Below are 13,182 nucleotides of genomic sequence, written 5' to 3' on the forward strand. Positions count from 1 at the left end.
GACTTATCGTGAATCTTCACGAGCTCCCCGCACAAGCGCCCGCTCGGGCGGGCCTGCCGCGACGGACGGGCGGGTGCTCAGCCGGACGCGAGCTGGCGGCCACGATCGCGGGCGGCCTCGATGGCGGCCAGGAAGGCAGCGCGCACGCTGTGGCGCTCCAGCTCCGCGATGGCGGCGATCGTCGTGCCGCCCGGCGACGTGACGGCCTCGCGCAGGATCACCGGGTGCTCCCCGGAGTCGCGCAGCATCACCGCCGCCCCCACGATGGACTGGGTGACCATGTCGAGCGCGGTGGCCCTCGGCATGCCGAGCAGGATCCCCGCGTCGACCATGGCCTCGACCAGGTAGAAGAAGTAGGCGGGCCCGCTGCCGGACAGCGCCGTCGCGGCGTCCTGCTGCGACTCCGGGATGCGCAGCACCTTGCCGACCGGCTTCAGCAGCCCCTCGGCCAGCTTCAGGTGCTCCTCCCCCGCGTACGCCCCCGCCGAGATCACGCTCATCGCCTCGTCGAACCGGATCGGCGTGTTCGACATCACCCGCACCACCGGCACCTCCACCCCCAGCCGCTGCTCGACGAACGCCGTGGTGATGCCGGCCGCCGCGGAGATCACCAGCCGCTCGGCGGGCACGTGGGGGGCGATCTCGGCCAGCAGCGTCCCCATGTCCTGCGGCTTGACCGCGAGGATGAGCGTGTCGGCGGCCTTGGCGGCCTCGGCGTTGGACACGGTGCGCACGCCGTACGTCTCGCGCAGTGCCTCCGCGCGCTCGGACCTGCGCGTGGTCGCCATGATGTCGCCCGGCTTGAACCCGGCGCGCAGCAGCCCGGACAGCAGGGCCTCGCCCATCTTGCCCGTGCCCAGAATCGCGATCATTTCGGCCCCTCGAAAGGAAGTAGACGCTGACCTGGCAGCCTAGCGGCTGGGACAGCGTGAGATCGGGGCCGGTCAGCCGCGCGACATCAGCGAGCGGAGGAAGAAGGCCAGGTTGCGGGGGCGTTCGGCCAGGCGCCGCATGAGGTAGGCGTACCAGTCGGACCCGTAGGGGACGTAGACGCGCATCCGCGCTCCCAGCCCGGCCAGGCGCGCCTGCTCGTCGGGGCGCACGCCGTACAACATCTGGTACTCGAACCCGCTCAGGTCGCGCCCGTCGAGCACCGCCAGCGCGGAGGCGATCCGCAGCAGCCGCGGGTCGTGGGTGGCGACCATCGGGTAGCCGGTGCCGGCCATCAGCACCTTCAGGCACCGTACGTAGGAGCGGTCGATGTCGGCGGGCCTGGTGTACGCGCCGGGCGCCGTGTACGCCCCCTTGCACAATCGCACCCTCGCCCCGCCGAGCTTCTCGCAGCGGTCGAGCGAGTCCGGCAGGTACGCCTGCACGACCACCCCCACGTCGGGATGTTCCCTGCGCAGCGCGGCGTGCACGGCGTGCAGCCCGGGGATCGTGTCGTGCTCCTCGGCGTCGAGCGTGACCGTGACGCCCCTGCCCGCCGCGGCGGCGCAGATGGTGGCGGCGTTGGCGAGCGCGAGCGACTGCGACTGCCGCAGCCCCAGCGCGGTGAGCTTGACCGACACGTCGGAGCCCGCGGGCAGCAGGTCGAGCAGCGCGACGTAGGTCGCGACGGCCGCCTCGGCCTGGGCCGGGTCGTTCACCTCCTCGCCGAGGTGGTCGACGCTGACCAGCAGCCCGTCGCGGGTCAGCGCGCCGACCACGGCCCCGATGTCGTCGGCGACGTACCGCCTGACCACGTCCGCGGTCAGCGGTGAGGTGGTGACGAGCCGTTCGGCGCGCCGGCTCTTCGAAAGGGCGAGCATGGCCTGTCGGAGCACGCGAACCACACTAGTCACCTGAACCGCCGGGCGCTGTGGTCCGTCGTAAGGGTATGCGGACAATGACAGCGACTCTCCTGGCCGGATGTCTGGCGCTCGCCACGGGCTGCGGCTCGGCGGCCCCGCCGGCCGAGCGGGCCTCCACCTCGGCCGCGCAGAAGCCTCCTGCCGTGTCGAACCCGGTCGTGTCGAGCCCGGTGACCACCGGCCCGGCGACGAAGGACCCCCAGCCGGTCAAGCCGACGGGCAACGCCATCAACGTCCACAAGATCCGCTGGACCAAGGCCAAGGCGGTCTCGAAGGGCAAGAAGGTGCAGCTCACCTGGTGGTCGGGGGTGGAGCCGTGCACGGTGCTCGACCGGGTCAAGGTCAAGGAGACCGGCAAGAAGGTCACGATCACCCTGTACGAGGGCACGTCCCCCAAGGCGAAGAACATGTCGTGCATCATGATCGCGGTCGAGAAGACGACGACCGTCAAGCTTAAGAGCTCCCTGGGCAAGCGCAAGATCGTGGACGGCGCGAAGTAGCGAAATGTCCACTTACGGACAACCCCAGTGACAAATGATCGATTACTTGCGATACATCGATCAGAACACCATGGCGTGGGGGCGCCGGGGGTGATGTCACGCTCCAATGGGGGGATCCGTGAGACGGCTTTTACGTTGCTTGATGTCCGCTGCCCTGATCGTCACCAGCCTCGTCGCGCTGGCGCCCCAGGCGGTCGCCCTGCCCCAGCGCTTCCAGAAGCAGACCGTCTTCAGCGGGCTGACGAGCCCGACCAACGTGGAGTTCGCCGCCGACGGCCGCGTGTTCGTGGCCGAGAAGGGCGGCTACATCAAGGTCTTCGACTCGCTCACGGACACCACGCCCACCGTGTACGCCGACCTGCGCACCCGGGTGCACGACTTCTGGGACCGCGGCCTGCTGGGCCTGGCCCTGCACCCCGACTTCCCCGACGACCCGCGCGTCTACGTGCTCTACTCCTACGACGCCGAGCCCGGCGGCAGCGCCCCCCGCTGGGGCCAGGTGAACGACGACTACGACGAGTGCCCCTCGCCTCCCGGGCCGACCGCGGACGGCTGCCGCATCACCGGCCGCCTGTCCGTCATCTCCCCCTCGGGCGCGGAGACGCCGCTGATCACCGACTGGTGCCAGCAGTATCCGAGCCACTCGGTCGGCGACCTGCAGTTCGGCCGCGACGGCGCGCTCTACGCCTCGGCCGGTGACGGCGCCAGCTTCCAGTTCGCCGACTACGGCCAGGACAACCTGACCGGCTCCGACGTGGTGCCGGACAACCCGTGCGGCGACCCGCCGAACGCGGTGGGCACCGCGCTGAGCCCGCCCGCCGCCGAGGGCGGTGCCCTGCGGTCCCAGGACGTCCGGACGAACGGGGACCCGGCCGGCCTGTCCGGCTCCATCATCCGGATAAATCCGGACACGGGGGCTGCCGCCTCCGGCAACCCGAACGCGGGCAGCTCCGACCCCAACGTCGCCAGGATCGTCGCCCACGGCCTGCGCAACCCGTTCCGCATCACCCACCGCCCCGGCACGGACGAGATCTGGTCCGGCGAGGTCGGCTGGGGCACGTACGAGGAGATCAACCGCGTCGTCAACCCGACGGCCGGCGTGGCCAACTTCGGCTGGCCCTGCTACGAGGGCGGCTCCAGGGAGGACGGCTACGACGCGCTCAACCTCACCCTCTGCGAGAACCTCTACTCGGCCGGCGCCACCGCGCACGCCCAGCCGTTCTACGCCTGGAACCACGGCCAGCGCCTCTACCCCGGCGACACCTGCTCGCCCGGCGGCCAGTCCTCCTCCAGCGGCGTCGCCTTCTACGAGGGCGGCACGTACCCGGAGTCGTACGACGGCGCCCTGTTCTTCTCCGACTACAGCCGCAAGTGCGTCTGGGCGATGACCAAGGGCGCGAACGGCCTGCCCGATCCGGCGACGGTGACCACGTTCGACGCCGGCATCGGCACGGTCGAGCTGGAGACCGGCCCGAACGGCGACCTGTTCGCTGTCGACTACGACAACGGCTCGATCGTCCGCTACCTCTACAACAACGCGCCGCCCACGGCCGTCATCAGCGCCTCGCCCACCTCGGGCGCCGCCCCGCTGACGGTGAACTTCTCCGCCGCCGGCTCGACGGACGCCGACGGCGACCCCGTCACCTACGCCTGGGACCTCGACGGCGACGGCGAGCTCGACGACTCCACCTCGGCCACGCCGTCACGCACGTACACGCAGACCGGCTCGTACGTGGTCGCGCTGCGCGTGAAGGACGACAAGGGCGGCCAGGGGGACGCCACGGTCACCGTCAACGTGGGCAACACCGCGCCCACTGCGGCGATCACCACGCCGTCGTCCGCGGCCACGTGGGCGGTCGGCGACACGATCGGCTTCTCGGGCACCGGCACGGACCCGGAGGAAGGCTCGATCCCCGGCTCCCGCATGACCTGGACCCTGATCATGCACCACTGCCCCGGCGCCTGCCACGAGCACGAGATCACCAGGTACACCGGCGCTTCCGGCTCCTTCCAGGCCCCTGACCACGAGTACCCGTCGCACCTGGAGCTGCGCCTGACCGTGACGGACCAGCACGGCCTGACCGACACCAAGAGCGTGCTGCTGCAGCCGAAGACCGTGAACCTCACCTTCCAGACCGACCCGCCCGGCCTCCAGCTCGGCTTCAACCAGGAGCAGACGGTGGCGCCGTTCACCAGGACGGTGATCGTGGGCTCCAGCAACTCGGTCACGGCCCCGTCCCCGCAGGGTGAGCACGCCTTCGAGTCCTGGTCGGACGGCGGCGCGGCGACGCACAACCTGGTCGCGCCGGCCACGGCGACGACGTACACGGCGGCGTACGAGGCCGTGCAGACCCCGCCGGGCCTGGTGGCGGCCTACAGCATGAACGAGAACGCGGGCTCCACCATCGCCGACTCCGCAGGGACCAACACCGGCACCCTCACCAGCACCACCTGGTCGGCCACCGGCAAGTACGGCCCCGCCCTGTCCTTCAACGGCACCTCCAGCTGGGTCACCGTCAACGACGCCCCCAACCTCCGCCTCACCACCGGCATGACCCTCGAAGCCTGGGTCAACCCCACCACCGTCAACAGCTGGCGCACCGTCATCATGAAGCAGTACACCGGCGACCTCGCCTACGTCCTGTCCGCCGGAAGCGACAGCAACCGCCCCCACACGGTCATCCACACCACCGGCGAAGTCGGCACAGGCGGCACCGCCTCCCTCCCCCTCAACACGTGGTCCCACCTGGCGGCCACCTACGACGGCACCACCCTCCGCCTCTACGTCAACGGCGTCCTCACGAGCGAACGCACCGCCGGAGGACCCATCCGCACCGACAACGGCGTGCTCCGCATCGGCGGCAACAGCCTCTGGGGCGAGTACTTCAACGGCCTCATCGACGAAGTCCGCATCTACAACCGCGCACTCAACGCCGTCCAGATCCAGACCGACATGAACACCCCGATCGGCGCGGAACCCGAACCCGACACGCAGGCGCCCACCGCCCCCGGCTCGCCCGCCGCCACCGGCGGCCCCGGCAGCGCCCAGCTCACCTGGACCGCGGCCACGGACAACGTGGGCGTCGAGGGGTACACGGTGCACCGGTCCACGACCCCCGGGTTCACGCCGTCGGGCGTGAACCAGGTGGGCTCCGCACAGGCCACCTCGTTCACCGACGCCGGGCTGGCCGCCGGGACGTACTACTACCGGATCCGCGCGTTCGACGCGGCCAGCAACCTGAGCCCGGCCTCGCCCGAGGTCTCCGCCACCGTCACCACGCCTCCGGCCAACCCGGGCCTGGTGGCGGCGTACGGAATGAACGAGAACGCGGGCTCCACCATCGCCGACTCCGCAGGGACCAACACCGGCACCCTCGCCAACACCACCTGGTCGGCCACCGGCAAGTACGGCCCCGCCCTGTCCTTCAACGGCACCTCCAGCTGGGTCACCGTCAACGACGCCCCCAACCTCCGCCTCACCACCGGCATGACCCTCGAAGCCTGGGTCAACCCCACCACCGTCAACAGCTGGCGCACCGTCATCATGAAGCAGTACACCGGCGACCTCGCCTACGTCCTGTCCGCCGGAAGCGACAGCAACCGCCCCCACACGGTCATCCACACCACCGGCGAAGTCGGCACCGGCGGCACCGCCTCCCTCCCCCTCAACACGTGGTCCCACCTGGCGGCCACCTACGACGGCACCACCCTCCGCCTCTACGTCAACGGCGTCCTCACGAGCGAACGCACCGCAGGAGGACCCATCCGCACCGACAACGGCGTGCTCCGCATCGGCGGCAACAGCCTCTGGGGCGAGTACTTCAACGGCCTCATCGACGAAGTCCGCATCTACAACCGCGCACTCAACGCCGTCCAGATCCAGACCGACATGAGCACCCCACTCTGAAGCCATTCCCGATAGCGGACCCCCGGCGACGCGCCCACCGTTCCGGGGGTCCGCGCCTGTCCGGAGGAGGAACCCCGTACCTTCCGGATCCGTTACGCGTGTTGTGTGCAAAAACGCGCCGGTTCCTCCCCTGCCGGCGGGAATGCTTTCACGCTCATCGAGGTTGAGTCGGGTAGGCTCAAGTCGTTTGACAAAGACGACACGCATCCGTAGCTTGAGTCCACCAGACTCAACTTTGACTACAAGGACGTACTCATGGCACGTGCGGTAGGTATCGACCTTGGGACGACCAACTCCGTCGTCTCGATCCTCGAGGGCGGTGAGCCCACCGTCATCGCCAACGCGCAGGGCTCGCGGACCACGCCGTCCGTGGTCGCCTTCGCGAAGAACGGCGAGGTCCTCGTCGGCGAGGTCGCCAAGCGGCAGGCCGTCACCAACGTGGACCGCACGATCCGCTCGGTCAAGCGCGAGATGGGCACCAACTGGTCGCAGGAGATCGACGGGAAGAAGTTCTCGCCCCAGCAGATCAGCGCCTTCGTCCTGCAGAAGCTCAAGCAGGACGCCGAGGCCTACCTGGGCGAGAAGATCACCGACGCGGTGGTCACCGTCCCGGCCTACTTCAACGACGCCCAGCGCCAGGCCACCAAGGAGGCCGGCACCGTCGCGGGCCTGAACGTGCTCCGCATCATCAACGAGCCGACCGCGGCGGCCCTCGCCTACGGGCTCGACAAGGAGCAGGACCAGACGATCCTGGTCTTCGACCTCGGCGGTGGCACCTTCGACGTGTCGCTGCTCGACGTCGGCCAGGAGGACGGCCACGGCTTCGTCGAGGTCAAGGCCACCTCCGGTGACAACCACCTCGGCGGCGACGACTGGGACCAGCGCGTCGTGGACGAGCTCGTCAAGCGCTTCCAGAACGCGCACGGCGTCGACCTGGCCAAGGACAAGATGGCGCTCCAGCGCCTGCGCGAGGCGGCCGAGAAGGCCAAGATCGAGCTGTCCAGCCAGTCCGAGACCAACATCAACCTCCCCTACATCACGGCGTCGTCCGAGGGCCCGCTGCACCTCGACGAGAAGCTGACGCGCTCGGAGTTCCAGCGCCTGACGGCCGACCTGCTCGAGCGGACCAAGGGCCCGTTCCACCAGGTCATCAAGGACGCCGGCATCAAGGTCTCCGACATCGCGCACGTGGTGCTCGTCGGCGGCTCGACCCGCATGCCCGCCGTCTCCGAGCTCGTCAAGGAGCTGACCGGCGGCAAGGAGCCCAACAAGGGCGTCAACCCCGACGAGGTCGTGGCCATCGGCGCCGCGCTCCAGGCCGGCGTGCTCAAGGGTGAGGTCAAGGACGTCCTGCTGCTCGACGTGACCCCGCTGTCGCTGGGCATCGAGACCAAGGGCGGCATCTTCACCAAGATCATCGAGCGCAACACGACGATCCCGACCAAGCGCTCCGAGGTCTTCACCACGGCCGAGGACAACCAGCCGTCGGTGCAGATCCAGGTCTACCAGGGCGAGCGCGAGATCGCCTCGTACAACAAGAAGCTGGCGACCTTCGAGCTGACCGGCATCGCGCCGGCTCCGCGCGGCATCCCGCAGATCGAGGTCACCTTCGACATCGACGCCAACGGCATCGTCAACGTCTCCGCCAAGGACCTGGGCACGGGCAAGGAGCAGACGATGACGATCACCGGCGGCTCCGCGCTGCCGAAGGACGACATCGAGCGCATGATGCGCGAGGCGGAGTCGTACGCCGAGGAGGACAAGAAGCGCCGCGAGGAGGCCGAGGTCCGCAACAACGCGGACGGCCTGGCCTACCAGACGGAGAAGTTCCTCCGCGAGAACGACGACAAGGTCCCCGGCGACATCAAGACCGAGGTCAACGACGCCCTGGCCGAGCTGAAGAAGGCTCTGGAGGGCACCGACACCGACGTCATCCGCACCTCGGCGGAGAAGCTCGCCACGGTCAGCCAGAAGATGGGCTCGGCGATCTACGCCTCCAGCCAGGGCCAGCAGCAGGCCGGCGGCGAGGGCGCCCCGCAGGACGCCACGGCCGGTCAGGGCCAGAAGGCCGATGACGACGTGGTCGAGGCCGAGATCGTCGACGACGACCAGCCGAAGAAGGACCAGTGATGCCGCCGCGTGACAACGGGCACGAGGAGCCGGTGATCCGCGACAACCGCAAGATCGACCCGGAGACGGGTCAGGTCAGGGAGTCCGCCCCCGCCGAGGAGGCGCCCGAGGCGCCTGCCGGCTACGGCAACGGCGAGCTGGAGGCCCAGCTCGCCGAGCGGACCGCGGACCTCCAGCGCCTCCAGGCCGAGTACGTCAACTACCGCAGGCGCGTCGAGCGCGACCGGGCCGCGGTGCGCGAGCAGGCGGTCGCCGGAGCGCTGACCGAGCTGCTGCCCGTGCTCGACGACATCGGCAGGGCCCGCGACCACGGTGAGCTGACCGGCGGCTTCGCGAAGGTGGCGGAGTCGCTGGAGTCGGCGCTCACCAAGCTCGGCCTCAGCGCCTTCGGGCAGAAGGGCGAGCCGTTCGACCCGACCGTCCACGAGGCGCTGATGCACAGCTATTCGCCGGACGTGAGCGAGCCAACGGCCGTCGAAGTGTTGCAGCCTGGATACCGGATGGGTGACAGGGTGCTGCGCCCGGCGCGGGTGGCCGTCGCCGAGCCCGAGGACGCCCCTGCCGCGTCCGATGACGACGAAAACTAAGGCATTAGGACGAAGGGCCGTAGATGAGCACCAAGGACTACCTGGAAAAGGACTACTACGCCGTCCTTGGTGTGCCCAAGACCGCCACCGCCGACGAGATCAAGAAGGCCTACCGGAAGCTGGCCAGGCAGTACCACCCCGACACCAACCAGGGCGACGCCACCAAGGAGACCAAGTTCAAGGAGGTCTCCGAGGCGTACGACGTCCTGTCCGACAGCAAGCGCCGCAAGGAGTACGACGAGGCGCGCACGCTGTTCGGGTCCGGGGTGGGCGGCCAGCGTCCTGGCGGTGGCGGTTTCCCGTTCGACTTCGGTGACCTGTTCGGGGGCACCGGCCAGCAGACCGGTCAGGGCGGGAGCGCGGGTGAGCGGCTCGGCGACCTGTTCGGCGGGCTGTTCAACCGCGGTGGCGGCGCCGGCCGCACCACCGGCACGACCCGCCCCCGGCGTGGCCAGGACGTCGAGTCCGAGGTGACGCTGACGTTCACCGAAGCCGTCGAGGGCACCACCGTGTCACTCAGGCTGACCAGCTCCGCCGCCTGCACCGCGTGCAGCGGCACCGGCGCCAAGGCGGGCACGACCCCCAGGGTCTGCCCCACCTGCGAGGGCACCGGCGCGGCCAGCCGCAACCTCGGCAACTTCGCCTTCTCCGAGCCCTGCCGCGACTGCAAGGGCCGCGGGCTGATCGTGGACGACCCCTGCCCCGTGTGCGAGGGCAGCGGCCGCGCCAAGAGCACCCGCACCATCCAGGCGCGCATTCCCGCGGGGGTGGCCGACGGCCAGCGGGTCAAGCTCAAGGGCAAGGGGGCGCCGGGCGAGAACGGCGGCCCGGCGGGCGATCTCTACATCCAGACGAACGTCAAGCCGCACGCCGTGTTCGGCCGGGCGGGTGACAACCTCACGATCACGGTTCCCGTGACGTTCACGGAGGCCGCTCTGGGTGCCGAGATCAAGGTGCCGATCCTCAAGGGCATGCCGGTCACGCTGCGCATTCCCGCGGGCACTCCGAACGGGCGCACGTTCCGCGTCCGCGGCAGGGGCGTCACCAGGAAGGACGGCACCAAGGGCGACCTGCTCGCCAGCGTCGAGGTGGTCGTGCCCAAGACGCTCGACGACAAGTCGCGCGAGCTGCTCAACGAGTTCAACACCGCGCACGCGAGCGACGACCCGCGCGCCGAGCTCATTCAGCGAGCCAGAAGCGAGTAAGCCGATGGACGCCAACTATTTCGACCTGTCAGACGACACCCCTGTCTATGTGATCTCGGTGGCCGCGCAGCTGTCCGGGCTCCACCCGCAGACGCTGCGGCAGTACGACCGGCTCGGCCTGGTCAGTCCTGGCCGCACGGCGGGGCGCGGCCGCCTCTACTCCACGAGAGACATCATCCAGCTCCGCGAGGTGCAGCGGCTCTCCCAGGAAGAGGGCATCAACCTCGCGGGGATCAAGCGGATTCTCGAGCTCGAGAACGAAGCCCTGCGGCTGCGCGAAGAGGTTCACCGCCTGCGCGCAGAGATGCGCATGGTCAGAGCCCTGATCCGCTACGAGCTGCCACCGGGGGCCTAGAAGGATGGACTACAAGCTCACCCAGAAGAGCCAGGAAGCGCTCTCGGGTGCCATGCGGCGTGCCGCCGCTGAGGGCAACCCGGAGATCTCCCCGGCTCACCTGCTGACCACGCTGCTCTCCCAGACGGGCGGCACCGCCGTGCCGCTGCTCGAGGCCGTCGGCGCCGACTGGCGCACGCTGCGGGCCCGTACGGAGGAGCAGCTCGCGGCGCTGCCGAAGGCGCAGGGCTCGACGGTGGGGGCGCCGTCGAGCTCGCGCCAGCTGCTGACGGTGCTGAACACCGCCGCCCAGCACGCCAACCGCCTGGAGGACCTCTACGTCTCGACCGAGCACCTCCTGGTCGGCCTGGCCGCCGACGGGGGCCAGTCGGCCGAGCTGCTCAAGGCGCAGGGCGCCACGCCGCAGGCGCTGCTCGACGCGTTCGAGAAGGTACGCGGCAACGCCCGCGTCACCAGCGAGACGCCCGAGGACACCTACCAGGCGCTGGAGAAGTACGGCGTCGACCTGACCGAGCGGGCCCGCGGCGGCAAGCTCGACCCGGTGATCGGCCGCGACGCGGAGATCCGCCGCGTGGTCCAGGTGCTCAGCCGCCGCACCAAGAACAACCCGGTGCTCATCGGCGAGCCCGGCGTCGGCAAGACGGCGGTCGTCGAGGGCCTGGCCCAGCGCATCGTGGCCGGCGACGTGCCGGAGTCGCTGCGCAACAAGCGGCTCATCTCGCTCGACCTGGGCGCGATGGTGGCCGGCGCGAAGTACCGCGGCGAGTTCGAGGAGCGGCTCAAGGCCGTGCTCTCCGAGATCAAGGAGAGCAACGGGCAGATCGTGACGTTCATCGACGAGCTGCACACCGTCGTCGGCGCGGGGGCCGCCGAGGGCGCGATGGACGCCGGCAACATGCTCAAGCCCATGCTGGCCCGCGGCGAGCTGCGCATGATCGGCGCGACCACGCTCGACGAGTACCGCGAGCGCATCGAGAAGGACCCGGCGCTGGAGCGCCGCTTCCAGCAGGTCTACGTGGGCGAGCCCACGGTCGAGGACACGATCGCGATCCTGCGCGGGCTCAAGGGCCGCTACGAGGCCCACCACCAGGTGCAGATCGCCGACGGCGCGCTGGTGGCCGCCGCCGCGCTGTCCGACCGCTACATCACCAACCGGTTCCTGCCCGACAAGGCCATCGACCTGGTCGACGAGGCCGCCTCGCGGCTGCGCATGGAGATCGACTCCCGTCCCGTGGAGATCGACCAGCTCCAGCGCAACGTGGACCGGATGAAGATGGAGGAGCTGGCCCTGTCGAAGGAGACCGACGAGGCCAGCGTGCAGCGCCTCGACCGGCTCCGCCAGGAGCTGGCCGACAGGCAGGAGGAGCTGAACGCCCTCGTCGGCCGCTGGGAGCACGAGAAGGCCGGCCTCAACAAGGTCGGCGAGCTGAAGAAGCAGCTCGACGAGGCGCGCGGCGCCGCCGAGCGGGCCCAGCGCGACGGCGACTTCGAGGCGGCCTCCCGGCTGATGTACGCCGAGGTGCCCAGGCTGGAGCAGGCGCTGAAGGCCGCCTCCGACGCCGCGCCGCCGGACAACGCCATGGTCAAGGAGGAGGTCGGCGCCGACGACATCGCCGAGGTGATCTCGTCGTGGACCGGCATCCCCGCCGGGCGCCTGCTGGAGGCCGAGACGGTCAAGCTGCTGCGCATGGAGGAGGAGCTGGGCAGGCGGCTCATCGGCCAGCAGCAGGCCGTACAGGCCGTCTCCGACGCCGTACGCCGCAGCCGGGCCGGCATCGCCGACCCCGACAGGCCGACGGGCTCGTTCCTGTTCCTCGGCCCCACGGGGGTGGGCAAGACGGAGCTGGCCAAGGCGCTGGCGGAGTTCCTGTTCGACGACGAGCGGGCGATGACCCGCATCGACATGAGCGAGTACTCCGAGAAGCACAGCGTGGCCAGGCTTGTCGGCGCGCCTCCCGGTTACGTCGGGTACGAGGAGGGCGGCCAGCTCACCGAGGCCGTCAGGCGGCGCCCGTACACGGTGGTGCTGCTCGACGAGGTCGAGAAGGCCCATCCCGAGGTGTTCGACATCCTGCTGCAGGTGCTCGACGACGGGCGGCTGACCGACGGCCAGGGCCGCACGGTCGACTTCCGCAACACGATCCTGATCCTGACCTCCAACATCGGCTCGCAGTTCCTCGTCGACCCCCAGCTGGAGAACGGTGCCAAGCGCGATGCGGTCATGGGGGCGGTGCGCAGCTCGTTCAAGCCGGAGTTCCTCAACCGGCTCGACGACGTGATCCTCTTCGACGCGCTCGGCTCGGAGGAGCTGGCGCGGATCGTCGACCTCCAGGTCGAGCGCCTGGCCAGGCGCCTGGCCGACCGCAGGCTGACGCTGGAGGTCACGCCGGCGGCCCGCGAGTGGCTGGCGCTGACCGGCTACGACCCGCTGTACGGCGCCCGCCCGCTGCGCCGCCTGGTCCAGTCCGCCATCGGCGACAAGCTGGCCAAGGCGGTGCTGTCCGGCGAGATCGCCGACGGCGACAAGGTCATGGTGGAGCTGGGCGACGACGAGCTGCTCATCCAGCGAGCGGCCTAGCCCGGTCCGCACCGGAGCCCGGGGATCCAGGCGATCCCCGGGCTCCGGCGTGTCACGGCACGGTCAT

Annotated in this window: 8 protein-coding genes and 1 pseudogene; 7 read left to right on the top strand and 2 right to left on the bottom strand. The window is 70.1% G+C overall.

The window, feature by feature from the left end; genetic code table 11:
* Positions 1–77 precede the first annotated feature (77 nt).
* On the bottom strand, positions 78–872 hold the full coding sequence (proC, locus tag HD593_RS55690) for a pyrroline-5-carboxylate reductase (RefSeq protein ID WP_185110896.1): 795 nt from the start codon (positions 870–872) through the stop codon (positions 78–80).
* 72 nt (positions 873–944) lie between these two features.
* Positions 945–1,826: a proline dehydrogenase family protein gene (locus HD593_RS55695; RefSeq protein ID WP_185110897.1), complete on the bottom strand. Its 882-nt coding sequence runs from the start codon at positions 1,824–1,826 to the stop codon at positions 945–947.
* A 62-nt stretch (positions 1,827–1,888) separates the two neighbouring features.
* Between HD593_RS55695 and HD593_RS55700 the strand changes: the two genes are divergently transcribed.
* From HD593_RS55700 to clpB, 7 genes and pseudogenes are all read left to right on the top strand, one after another.
* Positions 1,889–2,353 (top strand): hypothetical protein, encoded by a 465-nt coding sequence (locus HD593_RS55700; protein WP_221525419.1) that lies wholly within the window; start codon positions 1,889–1,891, stop codon positions 2,351–2,353.
* A 142-nt stretch (positions 2,354–2,495) separates the two neighbouring features.
* Entirely contained in the window at positions 2,496–6,260 is a 3,765-nt protein-coding gene (locus tag HD593_RS55705; protein ID WP_221525420.1) for a LamG-like jellyroll fold domain-containing protein, read from the top strand.
* 255 nt (positions 6,261–6,515) lie between these two features.
* The gene (gene dnaK / locus HD593_RS55710; RefSeq protein WP_185110899.1) at positions 6,516–8,390 is read left to right on the top strand and encodes a molecular chaperone DnaK; all 1,875 of its coding nucleotides are present in this window, start codon (positions 6,516–6,518) and stop codon (positions 8,388–8,390) included.
* Complete coding sequence (gene grpE, locus HD593_RS55715; protein ID WP_185110900.1) at positions 8,390–8,977, top strand: nucleotide exchange factor GrpE; 588 nt, start codon at positions 8,390–8,392, stop codon at positions 8,975–8,977. The genes dnaK and grpE overlap by 1 nt, the downstream gene beginning before the upstream one ends.
* A gap of 23 nt (positions 8,978–9,000) precedes the next feature.
* Positions 9,001–10,182, top strand: a complete 1,182-nt coding sequence (gene dnaJ / locus HD593_RS55720) for a molecular chaperone DnaJ (RefSeq protein ID WP_185110901.1) — start codon at positions 9,001–9,003, stop codon at positions 10,180–10,182.
* Positions 10,183–10,186: 4 nt separating this feature from the next.
* A pseudogene (locus HD593_RS55725) lies at positions 10,187–10,510 on the top strand (heat shock protein transcriptional repressor HspR); the annotation flags it as partial.
* Between the two features lie 31 nt (positions 10,511–10,541).
* Positions 10,542–13,115 (top strand): ATP-dependent chaperone ClpB, encoded by a 2,574-nt coding sequence (gene clpB, locus HD593_RS55730; protein WP_185110902.1) that lies wholly within the window; start codon positions 10,542–10,544, stop codon positions 13,113–13,115.
* The last annotated feature ends 67 nt before the right edge of the window (positions 13,116–13,182 follow it).

This window comes from Nonomuraea rubra (genome assembly GCF_014207985.1).
Classification (GTDB): Bacteria; Actinomycetota; Actinomycetes; order Streptosporangiales; family Streptosporangiaceae; genus Nonomuraea; species Nonomuraea rubra.